Source organism: Ralstonia sp. 110700041-2, assembly GCF_056280165.1.
Genome location: NZ_JBSFAI010000006.1, coordinates 257627 through 272467 on the forward strand (window position 1 = coordinate 257627; position 14841 = coordinate 272467).

A 14841-nucleotide genomic window follows, 5' to 3' on the forward strand; every position below is an offset into this window, starting at 1 on the left:
CATGCGTCTCGGGTTGATCGGCTTTGTTGCCGGCTGCGTGGCATTGCAGATGCAGGCGACGCTGCTGCCGGTGTGGCTGCCGCTTGGCGTGCTGGTGCTCTGTCTGTCGCTGGCCGGTGCCACGCGGCGTCGGCTGATGCTGTTTCCTGTGTTGCTCGTCGCCAGCACCATCGCGGCGGGCTTTGGCTGGAGCGATTGGCGTGCGCAGCAGCGCATGGCGGTGGCACTCAGCCCCGCGTGCGAAGGCAAGGACATCATAGCGACCGGCGTGGTGGCTGAGTTGCCGCAGACCGGTGATGACGCCACGCGCTTTCTCTTTCACATCGAATCCAGCAATGCGGGTGATACCGTGCCGCCCCGCGTGCGCCTGTCCTGGTATGGCCCACGCACGTGGGGCAACGTGGGCGAGGAAGATGCGAAGCCGGACCGACGCGCTGGCATCCCCGATCTGCAGCCCGGCCAACGCTGGCAACTGACGCTGCGCCTAAAGCGCCCGCACAGCCTGACCAACCCCGGCGGCTTCGATGGCGAATACGCGATGCTGGCCGACAACATCCGGGCCGTCGGCTATGTGCGTACAGGCAAGCGCGCGCAGAACATCGCGCTTGGCGAGGCGAGCGCCGGTTTCGGAATTGGCGTGGAGCGCTGGCGTGCCAGCGTGCGGCGCCACATCCTCGATGCCCTGCCCGATGGGCGCTACGCGGCTGTCATTGTCGCCCTGGTGGTGGGCGACCAGAGCGGCATCGCTCCCGACGACTGGGACCTGTTCCGCCGCACCGGCATCAGCCACCTCGTCAGCATTTCGGGGCTGCACATCACGATGATCGCCGGGCTGTTTGCAGCGTTGTGGATGGCGCTGTGGCGTCGCTCGTTCTGGCTGGCGCGCTGGCTGCGTACGCCGTTGCCGCTGCGCATGCCGGCCCCGCGCGCAGGCGCCATCGCGGCCATGCTGGCTGCGTTCGCCTACTGCCTGCTCGTCGGGATGGGCGTGCCGGCGCAGCGCACGCTGCTGATGCTCTCCACCGTAGCCATCGCCCGGCTGACCGATCGGAATGTGCCCGCCAGCCTGTCGCTGTGCTGGGCGGCGGCCGTGGTGGCGGTGGTGGACCCGTGGGCCGTCATGTCGGCGGGGTTCTGGCTGTCGTTCGGCGCGGTGGCGATCATCTTCATCGCCGCGCAGATGGCGCTCGATGGCCATCGCAGTGACAACCCAGATGGCTGGGTCGAACGCACGCGCCGTGCGCTCGCTGGCGGTACGCGGATTCAGTTCGCGGTCACATTCGGGCTATTGCCTTTGACTTTGCTGCTGTTCCAGCAGACGTCGGTCGTCTCTGCTGCGGCGAATGGGCTGGCGATTCCCGCGGTGAGTTTCATGACGACACCGCTGGCGCTGATCGGCGCGGCTCTCCCGGACCCGCTAGCGCAGCCAGTGCTGATGTTGGCCGAAGCGAGCTTCCGGTGGCTGGTCGTATGGCTTGAATGGCTGGCGAAGCCGCGCTGGTCTGTGTGGGTTGCGCCGGTTGGACCCATGTGGGCAGTGTTGCTGTCGATGGTTGCGGTGGCGCTATTGCTGGTGCCGGGTGGCTTGCGCGCATGGGTGTGGCGCGCTCAGGGTGCCTTGCTCCTCTTGCCGTTGGTACTGGCGCGCGAGCCATTGCCATCGCCTGGCGAATTCCGGCTCGTCGCGTTCGACATCGGCCAGGGCGCTGCGGCCTTGGTTGAAACGGCCAACCATCGCCTGCTGTTCGACACCGGCCCGCGCTACGGCGACCATGCCGATGCCGCCGCCCGCGTCATCGCTCCCTATCTGCGAGCACATGGCGTGGAAGCGCTCGACACGCTTGCCGTCAGCCACGAAGACAACGACCACGCCGGTGGCACCGAAACGGTGATCGGCGCGGTGCCGGTGCGCACCATGTTGGCGTCTTTGCCTCCGGGGCACGCCCTGCGCGGCACGGCCGATGCCAACAACATCGGTTTTGCCGATTGTTTGGCTGGGCAAGCATGGACGTGGGACGGCGTTGTCTTTGAGGTGCTGCACCCGCGGCGTTTGCCGGCTGAAAGCGAGCGCGTGTCCAGCAACGCCCGCAGTTGTGTGCTGCGTATCGCCAATGGCCGCCACGCCGCCTTGCTGACCGGCGATATCGAAGCCGCCCAGGAAAGCGCGCTGATCGACGCAGAAACGCCTGAGCGACTGATGGCAGACATCTTGCTTGTGCCTCATCACGGCAGCAAGACAAGCTCCAGCGGCGCGTTCCTGAACGCGGTTTCTCCGCAAGTGGCGGTTTTCCAGGTCGGCTACCGCAATCGGTACGGACATCCGCATCCGCAGATTTGGCAGCGCTACGTTGCGCGCGACATCGACGGGTTGCGCACGGACAAGACCGGTGCCGTCGTCATTCAGACCGACGGCGATGTGCTGGACATCCAGACCGCGCGCAAAATGCGGCCGCGGTACTGGTCTTCCGCACAGGAAGTGGAACCCCTGGCAACGGCCACCGGCGCCTTCGACGCCCAGCCGTGAAAACTTGGTGGCACAACGGGTTGGCCCCATTGTGGCGGTCAAAACCGCTGTGCTATAAAAACCGCGTGCCGCGTACATCGCGCGGCGCCGTCAGGGGAGGAAAGCATGGCAGTCCGGTTCTACGATGAAATGCTCAGCTGGCATGACGGGGACCGCAACCCCCATGCCGCCGAACCGGCCCCGGCAGCGCTCGTCCAGCAGGGCGAGGTTCGCGGCCACTACGGACGTTTCGCCGAATGGCTGGGCGCGCAATCCGCCTCGACGCTGCAGAACAAGCGCGCCGAGGCAGACCTGATCTTCCGCCGGGTCGGTATCACCTTTGCTGTGTACGGCGACAAGGACGATTCGAACAGCGGCACTGAACGCACCATCCCGTTCGACATCATTCCGCGCATCTTCCCCGCAAGCGAATGGGCCACGCTCGAGCGCGGCCTGCGGCAGCGCGTTGATGCGCTGAACCGCTTCCTGCACGACATCTACCACGAGCAGAACATCCTGCGCGCGGGCGTCATACCGCCCGATCAGATCTACAACAACGCCCAATACCGCCCGGACATGCTGGGCGTCAACGTGCCGCGCGACATCTACGCGCACGTGGCTGGCATCGATATCGTGCGGGCCGGCGAGGGCGAGTTCTACGTGCTGGAAGACAACCTGCGCGTGCCCTCGGGTGTGTCGTATATGCTGGAAAACCGCAAGATGATGATGCGGCTGTTTCCGGAGTTGTTCGCACGCAATCGTGTGGCGCCGGTTGCGCATTACCCCGACATGCTGCTCGACATGCTGCGCAGCGTGTCGCCGCAGAACATTGCGGACCCCACCGTGGTGGTGCTCACGCCGGGCATGTACAACTCGGCATATTTCGAGCACGCGTTCCTGGCACAGCAAATGGGCGTCGAGCTGGTGGAGGGCCACGATCTGTTCGTGCAGGACGACCACCTCTACATGCGCACGACGCAGGGTCCGCAGCGCATCGATGTCATCTACCGCCGTGTGGACGACGACTTCCTCGACCCGCTGGTGTTCCGCCCGGATTCTTCGCTCGGCGCAGCGGGGCTGCTGTCGGTCTATCGCGCGGGCAACGTGACGATCTGTAATGCCATCGGCACCGGCGTGGCAGACGACAAGTCGATCTATCCGTATGTGCCGGACATGATCCGTTTCTACCTGGGCGAGGAGCCGATTCTGAATAACGTGCCGACATACATGTGCCGCCGTCCAGATGACCTGCAATACGTCCTGGACCACATGGGCGAACTGGTGGTCAAGGAGACGCACGGGGCAGGCGGCTACGGCATGCTGGTCGGTCCGGCTGCCACGCAGGAAGAGATTGCCGCTTTCCGTGAGGTGGTGAAGGCGCGCCCTGATCAATACATCGCCCAGCCCACCTTGGCGCTGTCGACTTGCCCAACCTATGTGGAGGCTGGTATTGCACCGCGCCACATCGATCTGCGGCCTTTTGTGCTGTCCGGCAAGGACGTGCGCATGGTGCCGGGCGGCCTCACACGCGTGGCGTTGCGGGCCGGCTCGCTGGTGGTCAACTCGTCGCAGGGCGGGGGAACGAAGGACACGTGGGTGCTGGAGCGCTGAACGCACGCGCAGCGACGCAACCTGGCAATCGATTGATCGATCCACCGCATATCGGATACGTAGAAGGGAACGCCATGCTCAGCCGCACCGCAGACCACCTTTTCTGGATGGCGCGCTACACCGAACGCGCCGAGAACACCGCCCGCATGCTCGACGTGAACTACCAGACCTCGCTGATGCCGCAATCGGCGGAAGTGGCGGAGCAGGGCTGGTGGGCGATGCTCGATATATCCGAACTCACGCAGGTTTTTGCCGACCGCTATGGCTTGCTTTCGCGCGACGACGTGATTGACTTCATGGTGCGCGACATGACCAACCCGTCGTCGATCATGAGCTGCCTGCGCGGCGCGCGTGAGAACGCCCGCGCCGTGCGCGGCTCCCTCACAACGGAAGTGTGGGAAACCATCAACACCACGTGGCTCGACGTGCAGCGCCTGATTGCCGAAGGCATGCTGCGCGAGGATCCGTCGCAGTTCTTTGAGTGGGTGAAGTTCCGCTCGCATCTGTCGCGCGGCGTGCAGGTCGGCACCATGCTGACGGACGACGCGTTCCACTTCATGCGGCTGGGCACGTTTCTGGAACGCGCCGACAACACTGCGCGGCTGCTGGACGTGAAGTTCCAGTCCACGCCCACACGCGATGAAGCCGCCGCAGAGCAGGGCGACTTCTACCACTGGGCCGCCACGCTGCGCTCCGTGTCGGGTTTCGAGGTTTATCGCAAGATCTATCGCAACGTCATCACGCCGACGCGCGTGGCGGAACTGCTGATCCTGCGCAGCGACATGCCGCGTTCGCTGCTGGCCAGCATGGACGAGGTGGTTGCGATTCTTTCGACCGTGCGCAACAGTCAATCGGCGGAGACGGAGCGTCGCGCTGGTAAACTGCACGCCGACCTGCGGTACGCCCGCATCGAAGATATCTTTTCGGTCGGCCTGCATGCCTGGCTGACCAACTTCCTGGAGCGGATCGGCGACCTGGGCAACGGCATCAGCCAGGATTTCCTGGTGCCGCTCGAGGTCGCATGACCCTGCAGGGCATTGTGCATACATCGGGGCGCCGCTTTCGGGCGGCGCCCGTGTCATCGTGAAATACCAAATTCGACATACGACGGTCTACCGTTATGCCGAGCCGCTGCGCCACAGCGTGCATGAGCTGCGGCTGACGCCTCGCAGCGGCGAGCTGCAGCAGGTGGAGAGCTGGCAGATCCACGCGCCTGGCAACCTCACGCGCGCCACCGACGGTTTCGGCAACATCGTCCACCACTTCACTCTCGGCAACCGTACGGAAGACGTCATCATCGACGCGCGCGGCATTGTCGAAGCGTTTCCTGCGGGCTCGCCTGGCAGCCAACGGTTTGTCGAAGCACGCGAGCAGGGGCGCTATCGCGTTTCGCCGCTGTATTTTCTGAGCGCCACGCCGCTGACTTCCGCGCCCGCCGAGATGATCGACTTTGCGCGCGAGCATGCACTGGTGCACGGCGACGCAGAATCTGCCGTGCGCCTGGCGCAAGCCATTGCCACGCGTGTGCGCTACAAGCCGAACACCACTCACGTCGGCACGGCCGCTGCGGAGGCGTTTGGCCTGGGCACGGGCGTATGCCAGGACCAGGCGCAGGTGATGGTCGCGTGCTGCCGGGCACTGGGCGTGCCGGCGCGCTATGTCAGCGGCTATTTCCAAGCCGTGGGCGAGGAAGACCTTGCCAGTCATGCCTGGGCCGACGTCTGCCTCGATGCCGAATCCCACACGTGGTGCAGCATCGACGTCACCCACCAATGCTTTACCGATGCGCGCCATATCCGGTTGGCGGTCGGGCGTGATTACCAGTCGGCTGCGCCGGTTCGCGGCGTGCGGCAGGGCGGGGGTGCTGAGACGCTGGATGTCAGCATCTCCATCGAGCCGCTGCCCGCCGAGGCTGCGCAAGTGAATTGAGCATCTCTTCCAAGCGCGCGGATGGGTTCTGATCGCCGCGCTAGAATGCCCTCAACCACCGTTTCCGTTTGTTGTTTCGCCCATGACTTATTGCGTCGCCATGCGCCTGGACGCAGGCCTTGTGTTCCTGTCTGACTCCCGTACCAACGCGGGCGTGGATGCTATTTCCACGTTCCGCAAGATGACCGTCTTCGAGCGCGAAGGCGATCGCGTCATGGTGCTGCTGACGGCCGGCAATCTCGCCATCAGCCAGGCGGTGCGCCAGGTGCTGACCGAAGCGCGCGGCAAGCCGCGCTCGCTGTGGACGGCGCGTGACATGTTCGAGGCGGCCACGATCGTGGGCGAGGCCGTACGAGACGTCTACGACCGCGACGCCGCGGCATTGGCCAAGGCCAAGATCGACTTCAATGTCAGCATCATCTTTGGCGGGCAGATCGGCGCAGAGCGGCCGCGCCTGTTCAACGTCTACGCGGCGGGAAACTTCATTGAAGCGACGCCCGAGAACTGCTATTTCCAGATTGGCGAAGCCAAGTACGGCAAGCCGATCATCGATCGCGTGGTCAGCCCCGGGCTGCCGCTGGATGAAGCCGCAAAATGCGCGCTCATCTCGATGGATTCGACGCTGAAGTCCAATATTTCGGTGGGCTTGCCGCTGGATCTGCTGGTCTACGAGGCCGACTCGCTGCATGTGACGCGCTTTGTCGCCATTGATGAAGAGAACCCATATTTCACGATGATTCGCGGCACATGGGGTAAGCGGCTGCGCCAGGTGTTTGCCGAAATCGACGATCCGGATTGGGAAACCGGCACTTCGCCGTCGTATCCGCTGCGCCGCGAGGGACATCCCTCCGCAGAGGTTGAGCCCGTACGCATTGCGCCGCCTGCCGCCGACGCGCCAGCGGCGCCGGACCGTGCGCCCGGCCCCGCGTTGGAACAGGTTTCGACCATCCAGCGCGTGGCTGGCGGATCGCAGAAGTCGCACTGAACGGCACAGGATCTGCGATGCGCGATGTGATGCTCTTTTCGCATGCCAACGGCTTTCCCGTCGGGACGTATCGCAAGATGCTGGGCGTGCTGGGTGACGAATTCGACATCCGCGCGGTGGAGCGCTTTGGGCACGATCCACGTTTCCCCGTCACACGTTCGTGGCCTGGCCTGGTGAAAGAGCTGCTTGCGGAAATCGACGCGCAGCCCGAGCCGGTCTGGCTGGTAGGGCACTCGCTGGGCGGTTTTTTGAGCTTGATGGCGGCACTTCGTCGGCCCGAGCGCGTGCGCGGCGTCGTGATGCTTGATTCACCGATCATTGCGGGGTGGCGCGCCAAGCTGCTGCGCGTTGCGCAGTGGCTGGACATTGATGAGAGCCAATCACCTGCCGCAGCAACGAAGAACCGGCGCCACCTGTGGCCTGATCTCGACTCCGTCTGGAGCCACTTCAAGGCCAAGCGCAAGTTCGACCGTTGGGACGAAGACGTGCTGCGCGACTATGTCGAGCATGGTACAGAGCCCACCGGCCGTGACCATGAGCGCACACTGCGTTTCTCTCGCGAAATCGAATACCAGATCTACCGGACCTTGCCGACCAACATGGGGCGAAAGGTTGCGGGCGGCACGGCGTTTCCGGTCAGTTTCGTGGCAGGCACCCGCTCGCGCGAGATTCGGCAGGTCGGACTGGGCGCCACCCGGCGCATCGTCGGCAGCAGGCTGCGCTGGATCGAGGGCAGCCACCTCTATCCGATGGAAAAGCCGCTGGAAACGGCCGGGTTGATCCGCGAGTTGATCCACGAAATGCGCGCCAACGCAGGCTCCATGCCGCACGCCGCATAGGCAAGACCGCGCTGGGGCAAATTCCACCGTTCTGTCACGGATCGGAGAGGGGACCTTTGCTATAATCCGGCTTTCCCCGGCAAGCTAGGTCATGACCAAGTTCGTATTCGTTACCGGTGGCGTAGTGTCCTCACTCGGCAAGGGCATCGCCGCCGCCTCGCTCGCGGCCATTCTTGAGTCGCGCGGTCTCAAAGTCACCCTCCTCAAACTCGATCCCTACATCAACGTCGACCCGGGCACCATGAGCCCGTTCCAGCACGGCGAAGTGTTTGTGACCGAGGACGGCGCAGAAACCGACCTCGATCTTGGCCACTACGAGCGTTTCGTCTCGGCCAAGATGCGCAAGGCGAACAACTTCACCACCGGCCAGATCTACGAATCCGTGATCCGCAAGGAGCGTCGCGGCGAGTATCTCGGCAAGACGGTGCAAGTCATTCCCCATATCACCAACGAAATCCAGGCGTTCATCGAGCGCGGTGCTGCGGCATCGCACGACGGTAAGGCCGATGTGGCAATCGTGGAAATCGGCGGTACGGTGGGCGATATCGAATCGCTGCCGTTCCTCGAGGCCGCACGCCAGATGAGCCTGCGCCTGGGTCGCAACCAGGTGGCGTTCGCGCATCTGACGCTGGTGCCGTTCATCGCCAGCGCCGGCGAACTGAAGACCAAGCCGACCCAGCATTCGGTGCAGAAGCTGCGCGAAATCGGTGTCCAGCCGACCGCGCTGCTGTGCCGCGCTGACCGCCCGATTCCCGACGATGAGCGTGCGAAGATTTCGCTCTTCGCCAACATGCCGCAGGACGCGGTGATCTCGGTGTGGGATGTCGACACCATTTACAAGATCCCGCAGATGCTCAACGAGCAGGGGCTGGATCGCATCATTTGCGAAGAGCTGCGCATCGAAGCTCCGCCGGCGGACCTGTCGGTGTGGGCGCATATGGTGCACACGCTGGAAAACCCGCAGCACGAGATCACCATCGGCATGGTCGGCAAGTACGTTGACCTGACCGAGTCGTACAAGTCGCTGATCGAAGCGCTGCGCCACGCCGGCCTGCACACTTCGACGCGCGTCAATATCGAGTACATCGATTCCGAAGAACTGGAATCGGGCCATACGCAGGTGCTGGATACGCTGGATGCGATTCTGGTGCCGGGCGGCTTTGGCAAGCGTGGTACGGAAGGCAAGATTCGCGCAATCCAATACGCTCGTGAAAAGGGTGTGCCGTACCTGGGCATCTGCCTGGGGATGCAGTTGGCCGTGATCGAGTTTGCACGCCATCTGGCCGGCATGAAGGACGCCAACAGCACGGAATTCAACGACGAGACCGAGCATCCGGTGGTCGCGCTCATCACCGAATGGCTGGATCGCGATGGCCGCGTCGAAAAGCGCTCGGCCGACTCCGACCTGGGCGGCACCATGCGCCTGGGCTCGCAGCGCGTGCCGGTGCAATCGGGTACCAAGGCAGCGGCGATCTACGGCGCGGAAGTCAACGAACGCCATCGTCACCGCTACGAGGTGAACAACCACTACGTGCCGCAGCTTGAAAAGGCCGGGATGATCATCTCCGCGCGTACGCCGTCGGAAAACCTGCCGGAAATGATGGAACTGCCGGCGTCGATGCACCCGTGGTTCGTCGGCGTGCAGTTCCACCCGGAATTCACCTCGACGCCGCGTGACGGCCACCCGCTGTTCAAAGCCTACGTGGAAGCCGCGCTGGCACATCAGCAGAACACGCAACGCGCTGCCGCCTGAGCGCCGGCACACGGGAACATCATGAAACTCTGCGATTTCGAAGTCGGCCTCGACAAACCGTTCTTCCTGATTGCCGGCACCTGCGTGATCGAATCCGAGCAGATGGCGATCGACACCGCCGGTACGCTCAAGGAGATCACGGGTGCGTTGGGCATTCCGTTCATCTACAAGTCGTCGTTCGACAAGGCGAACCGCTCGTCGGACGCTTCGTTCCGCGGTCTGGGCATGGAAGAGGGGCTGCGCATTCTGTCGGAGGTCCGTCGCCAGGTGGGCGTGCCGGTGCTGACCGACATCCACGAGATCGACGAGATCAAGCCGGTGGCCGAAGTCGTGGACGTGCTCCAGACGCCGGCGTTCCTGTGCCGCCAGACCGATTTCATCCGCGCCTGCGCGCAGAGCGGCAAGCCCGTCAACATCAAGAAGGGCCAGTTCCTCGCACCGCACGACATGAAGAATGTCATCGACAAGGCGCGTCACGCTGCCCGCGATGCCGGTCTGCCGGAAGACAACTTCATGGCCTGCGAGCGCGGCGCCTCGTTCGGTTACAACAACCTGGTGTCGGACATGCGCTCGCTGGCGATCATGCGCGAGACGGGGGCGCCGGTGGTGTTCGACGCCACGCATTCGGTGCAATTGCCGGGCGGCCAGGGCACCAGTTCGGGCGGCCAGCGGGAGTTCGTGCCGGTGCTGGCTCGTGCCGCGATCGCTGTGGGGGTTGCAGGTGTCTTCATGGAAACGCACCCCGATCCCGCATGCGCAAAATCAGATGGCCCGAATGCTGTGCCGCTGCGGCGCATGAAAGACTTGCTGTCAGTACTGAAAGAACTGGATGCGCTCACCAAGCGCAGCGGTTTCCTGGAAAATCAGTTCGACTGATTTCCCCCGATGACCGGCGGCTCTACCAGCCGCCGCTGTCGTTTTCGGTTCAGCCCAGTTCAGTTTTCGTTTCGGCATCCGGAGAGAGACACATGGCCGCTGGCTACATCCTCGCGTACGTGGACGTGACAGACCCCGTGCAGTACGAGCAATACAAGACGCTGTCGACCAAGGCCATGCAAGCGCACGGCGCCGAGCCGCTGGTGCGCGGCGGCAAGACCGAGCCACTGGAAGGCGAGTGGAACCCTACCCGCATCGTTGTGCTCAAGTTCCCGAGCTACGATGCCGCCAAGACGTTCTACAACAGCGAGGAATATCGCGCTGCGCGCAATGCGCGCGCCAACGCTGCCAACATGAACATGATCGTGGTCGAAGGCATTTAACCTGCCTGTCGATCTCGTAGCGTTACCTGCTTTAAGACACCAAGAGGGATTTTCATGAGTGCCATCGTAGATATCATCGGTCGCGAAGTGCTGGACTCGCGCGGCAACCCCACCGTCGAATGCGACGTGCTGTTGGAATCGGGCGTGATGGGCCGTGCCGCGGTGCCGTCGGGCGCATCCACCGGCTCGCGCGAAGCCATCGAACTGCGTGACGGCGACAAGTCGCGCTACCTGGGCAAGGGCGTGCTCAAGGCCGTCGAGCACATCAACACCGAAATCTCCGAGGCCATCATGGGCCTGGACGCGTCGGAACAGGCTTTCCTGGACCGTACCCTGATCGATCTGGACGGTACCGAGAACAAGAGCCGCCTGGGCGCGAACGCCATGCTGGCGGTGTCGATGGCGGTTGCCAAGGCTGCCGCTGAAGAAGCCGGCCTGCCGCTGTACCGCTACTTCGGCGGTTCGGGCGCGATGCAGATGCCGGTGCCGATGATGAACATCGTCAACGGCGGTGCACACGCCAACAACAGCCTGGACATCCAGGAATTCATGGTGATGCCGGTTGGCCAGTCGAGCTTCCGTGAAGCCCTGCGCTGCGGTGCAGAGATCTTTCACGCGCTGAAGAAGATCCTGGCTGACAAGGGTATGAGCACGGCCGTAGGCGATGAAGGTGGCTTCGCACCGAACTTCGCCAGCAACGAAGAATGCCTGAACACCATCCTGTCGGCCATCGAGCAGGCTGGCTACAAGGCCGGCGAAGACGTGCTGCTGGCGCTCGACTGCGCAGCTTCCGAGTTCTACAAGGACGGCAAGTACCACCTCGAAGGCGAAGGCCTCCAACTGTCGTCGGAAGACTTTGCCAACTACCTGGCGAACCTGGCTGACAAGTTCCCCATCGTGTCGATTGAAGACGGCATGCACGAGAGCGACTGGGCGGGCTGGAAGGCACTGACCGATAAGCTCGGCAAGAAGGTGCAACTGGTGGGCGACGACTTGTTCGTCACCAACACGAAGATCCTGAAGGAAGGCATCGAGAAGGGCATCGCCAACTCGATCCTCATCAAGATCAATCAGATCGGTACGCTGACCGAGACGTTCGCGGCCATCGAGATGGCCAAGCGCGCTGGCTACACCGCCGTCATCTCGCACCGTTCGGGCGAAACCGAAGACAGCACGATCGCCGACATCGCCGTTGGCACGAACGCTGGCCAGATCAAGACCGGCTCGCTGTCGCGCTCGGACCGCATGGCCAAGTACAACCAACTGCTGCGCATCGAAGAAGACCTCGGTGATATCGCCAGCTACCCGGGCAAGTCGGCGTTCTATAACCTGCGATAATTCCTCGCAGTTTTGCCCTGCATGACTGTGCGACCGCCGCTCTGGCGGTCGCATGGCATTTGGGGCCCGAGTCCTGCCAACGCTTGTCTCTATGCGCCTGATTACGCTGTTCCTGCTGCTGTTACTGCTTGCCATCCAGTACCCACTCTGGCTGGGCAAGGGTGGTTGGTTGCGCGTGTGGGACATGCAAAAGCAGGTGACGGCACAGAATCAGCGCAACGCTGAACTGAAGCAGCGCAACACCAAGCTCGAAGGTGAAGTGAAGGATCTGAAGGAAGGCACGGGCGCCATTGAAGAGCGCGCGCGCTATGAGCTCGGGATGGTGAAGGACGACGAAGGCTTCGTGCAATTTGTCGCCCCGGCCCCGAAAACCAGCGAGACTCCGCTACCGCCGCCCCCTCCGGCGGGTCAGCAGGCGCATCACTGAGCCCGCCATGCGAACGCGTCCAACAGACGCGCTCGCCTTGACGACAATTTCCGGGTTTTACCAGTAGTACGGATAGCCCCACACGGGTGCACCGTAGCTGACGCCCCAGCCGCCCCGGTGGCGCCATCCGCTGCCGTAATACACCGAATAGCCTCCGTAGTACGGGTACGGTGCGTAATACGGCGCCGCAGCATAGGCACGCGCCTCGGCATCGCGTCTGATGGCTTGATCCGATTCGCGCAGTGCCTTGGCATTCAGCGCATCCAGCTTTTTGCGGTCTTCCGCCGACAACGGCGCCGGTGCCGCAGCCTGCGTATTGTCCGGTAGCCGGGCGGTGTAGGGCGTGCCTCCCGGTCCACGCGGCACGGCAACACAGGCTGACGCCAGCAGCGCGGCCCCGATCGGCAACGCCAGCGCGCCAGCACGAGAGAAATTCAACGATCGCAAGGACGAAGAAGTGAGCTTGGACATGGTGCGCTCCGCAGCAAGCGGCAGATGAGGGGGCTGGCGATTTAGAGCGTGGGCGGCACTGATAAGTGCCGCGCGCTACGCGCACTTCATACTATGTCGCCGTGTTCAGTGGCGCTGGTCGGATGCGCCCTGAATACCCTGCGCGACAGTGTCTTGTGCGAAGAGCTGTGCACAATCCACGGCGTCGAAGCTGTAGTGCTGGCCGCAGAATTCGCAGTCGATTTCCACCTTGCCGCGTTCTTCCAGAATGCTGTCGACCTCGGGTTGGCCGAGCGAACGCAGCATGGATCCCACGCGCAGACGCGAGCACGAGCAGCGGAAACGCGGGCTCTGCGGCTCGAACATGCGGATGCCGGCGGCTTCCATTTCTTCCCAGTACAGGCGCTTGATGAGCGTGTCGATGGGCTGCCCGAGCAGTTCGTCGCGGCGCAGCGTCTTGCCGAGCTGGCAAACGCGTTCCCACGTGTCGAGGTCTTGCTCCTGCACGTCCTTGTGCAGAGGCTGGCCGGTCTCGCCCACCTGTGCGAACACATGGCCCGTGCGGCCTTCCATCGCACCGCCATACGAAGGCAAGCGTTGCAGCAGCATGCCCGACGCGACCTTGCCGTCGGCAGCCAGCCATAGACGCGTGTCGAGCTGCTCGGAGCTTTGCATGTAGTGCTCAAGCACTTCGGTGATGCTGGCGAGCGGCCCGTTCTCGTCCGACAGCGGCACGATGCCCTGATATGGCTGCTGGCCGGGCAGCTTGTCTTGCGGATCGAGCGTGATGGCGAAGCGCCCGTTGCCGTGCACGTTGACCATGGTGGCCAGCGTGGCGTCGTCGGCAATCTCGGCACCTTCGGCAATCTTGGCCGTGGCCCGCATCGACAGGTCGGAGTTGCACTCCACGACCAGCATGCGCACCGGGCCGTCGCCGTGCAGTTGCATCACCAGTGCGCCGTTGAACTTGAGGTTGGCCGACAGCAGCGCAGCAGCGGCCATCATCTCGCCCAGCAGCGTGCTGACCGGGGCGGGGTAGCGGCGGCGGTTCAGCACTTCTTGCCACGTGCCTTCCAGGCGCACCAGTTCACCGCGCACGGGCGCAGCGTCAAATACAAATTTCTTCAGCTCGTCAGTCATCCATCAATCCGTTTCAGTTGCTGCTTGTACATCGCCTGACGCACTGCATACGTTTCGGTGTTCAGGTGCATCTTGGCAATGTCGTCTTCCGTCAGTTTGCGCACGGCCTTCGCAGGCGCGCCCAGAATGAGCGTGCCGTCTTCGAAGACCTTGCCTTCGGTGACGATCGCACCCGCGCCCACCAGGCAGTTCTTGCCGATCACCGCGCGATTGAGCACCACCGCCTGGATGCCGATCAGAGAGCCTTCGCCGATCGTGCAGCCATGGAGCATGGCCTGGTGGCCGATCGTTACGCGGTCGCCGATGTTCAGCGGGCAACCCGGGTCGGTGTGCAGCACCGAGCCTTCCTGCACGTTGCTGGCCTCGCCCACGGTAATCGGCTCGTTGTCGCCGCGGATGACGGCACCGGGCCACACGCTCGCGCGAGCCTTCAGCTCCACGCAGCCGATGACGGTCGCTTCCGGGGCCACATAGGCGTTGGCGTCAATGGTCGGTGCAACATCGCCGAGTTGGTAGAGGGCCATGCGATCGGTCTCCAGAGTCTGCTTAGGTGGGGGAAAAGAGCGCGTCTTCAAGCTTGCCGGGCAAGGCAGGCCGATGCGTCGAA

General features: G+C 63.5%; 14 protein-coding genes. 11 read left to right on the forward strand and 3 right to left on the reverse strand.

What is annotated here, in order from left to right; genetic code table 11:
- Window position 1 precedes the first annotated feature (1 nt).
- The 11 genes from ACUXH0_RS11395 (at window position 2) to ftsB (ending at window position 12644) form a co-directional block, all read left to right on the forward strand.
- Window positions 2-2524: a DNA internalization-related competence protein ComEC/Rec2 gene (locus ACUXH0_RS11395; protein WP_012435255.1), complete on the forward strand. Its 2523-nt coding sequence runs from the start codon at window positions 2-4 to the stop codon at window positions 2522-2524.
- A gap of 105 nt (window positions 2525-2629) precedes the next feature.
- Window positions 2630-4114, forward strand: a complete 1485-nt coding sequence (locus tag ACUXH0_RS11400) for a circularly permuted type 2 ATP-grasp protein (RefSeq protein ID WP_012435256.1) — start codon at window positions 2630-2632, stop codon at window positions 4112-4114.
- Between the two features lie 74 nt (window positions 4115-4188).
- Window positions 4189-5139: an alpha-E domain-containing protein gene (locus ACUXH0_RS11405; RefSeq protein WP_004626118.1), complete on the forward strand. Its 951-nt coding sequence runs from the start codon at window positions 4189-4191 to the stop codon at window positions 5137-5139.
- Between the two features lie 58 nt (window positions 5140-5197).
- Window positions 5198-6043: a transglutaminase family protein gene (locus ACUXH0_RS11410; protein ID WP_004626120.1), complete on the forward strand. Its 846-nt coding sequence runs from the start codon at window positions 5198-5200 to the stop codon at window positions 6041-6043.
- Window positions 6044-6125: 82 nt separating this feature from the next.
- Window positions 6126-7028 carry a proteasome-type protease gene (locus tag ACUXH0_RS11415; protein WP_012435257.1) on the forward strand — a complete coding sequence of 301 codons (903 nt, stop codon included), beginning with the start codon at window positions 6126-6128 and terminating at the stop codon, window positions 7026-7028.
- Window positions 7029-7045: 17 nt separating this feature from the next.
- Window positions 7046-7867 carry an alpha/beta fold hydrolase gene (locus ACUXH0_RS11420; protein WP_012435258.1) on the forward strand — a complete coding sequence of 274 codons (822 nt, stop codon included), beginning with the start codon at window positions 7046-7048 and terminating at the stop codon, window positions 7865-7867.
- A gap of 91 nt (window positions 7868-7958) precedes the next feature.
- A complete protein-coding gene (locus ACUXH0_RS11425; RefSeq protein WP_012435259.1) occupies window positions 7959-9620 on the forward strand; it encodes a CTP synthase in 1662 nt (553 codons plus the stop codon).
- A 21-nt stretch (window positions 9621-9641) separates the two neighbouring features.
- Window positions 9642-10496, forward strand: a complete 855-nt coding sequence (gene kdsA / locus ACUXH0_RS11430) for a 3-deoxy-8-phosphooctulonate synthase (protein WP_004626127.1) — start codon at window positions 9642-9644, stop codon at window positions 10494-10496.
- 92 nt (window positions 10497-10588) lie between these two features.
- Entirely contained in the window at window positions 10589-10879 is a 291-nt protein-coding gene (locus ACUXH0_RS11435; protein ID WP_004626130.1) for a DUF1330 domain-containing protein, read from the forward strand.
- 54 nt (window positions 10880-10933) lie between these two features.
- Complete coding sequence (eno, locus tag ACUXH0_RS11440) at window positions 10934-12217, forward strand: phosphopyruvate hydratase (RefSeq protein ID WP_004626133.1); 1284 nt, start codon at window positions 10934-10936, stop codon at window positions 12215-12217.
- Window positions 12218-12308: 91 nt separating this feature from the next.
- Complete coding sequence (gene ftsB, locus ACUXH0_RS11445) at window positions 12309-12644, forward strand: cell division protein FtsB (RefSeq protein WP_012435260.1); 336 nt, start codon at window positions 12309-12311, stop codon at window positions 12642-12644.
- Window positions 12645-12701: 57 nt separating this feature from the next.
- Here the strand turns inward: ftsB and ACUXH0_RS11450 are convergent, their stop codons facing one another.
- The 3 genes from ACUXH0_RS11450 to ACUXH0_RS11460 all read right to left on the reverse strand — a co-directional run bounded on the left by ACUXH0_RS11450 (window position 12702) and on the right by ACUXH0_RS11460 (window position 14758).
- Window positions 12702-13115: a hypothetical protein gene (locus tag ACUXH0_RS11450; protein ID WP_012435261.1), complete on the reverse strand. Its 414-nt coding sequence runs from the start codon at window positions 13113-13115 to the stop codon at window positions 12702-12704.
- Between the two features lie 105 nt (window positions 13116-13220).
- Window positions 13221-14234: an Hsp33 family molecular chaperone HslO gene (hslO, locus tag ACUXH0_RS11455; RefSeq protein ID WP_012435262.1), complete on the reverse strand. Its 1014-nt coding sequence runs from the start codon at window positions 14232-14234 to the stop codon at window positions 13221-13223.
- Window positions 14231-14758 (reverse strand): gamma carbonic anhydrase family protein, encoded by a 528-nt coding sequence (locus tag ACUXH0_RS11460; protein ID WP_012435263.1) that lies wholly within the window; start codon window positions 14756-14758, stop codon window positions 14231-14233. Before ACUXH0_RS11460 ends, hslO begins: the two co-directional genes overlap by 4 nt.
- Window positions 14759-14841: the final 83 nt, after the last annotated feature.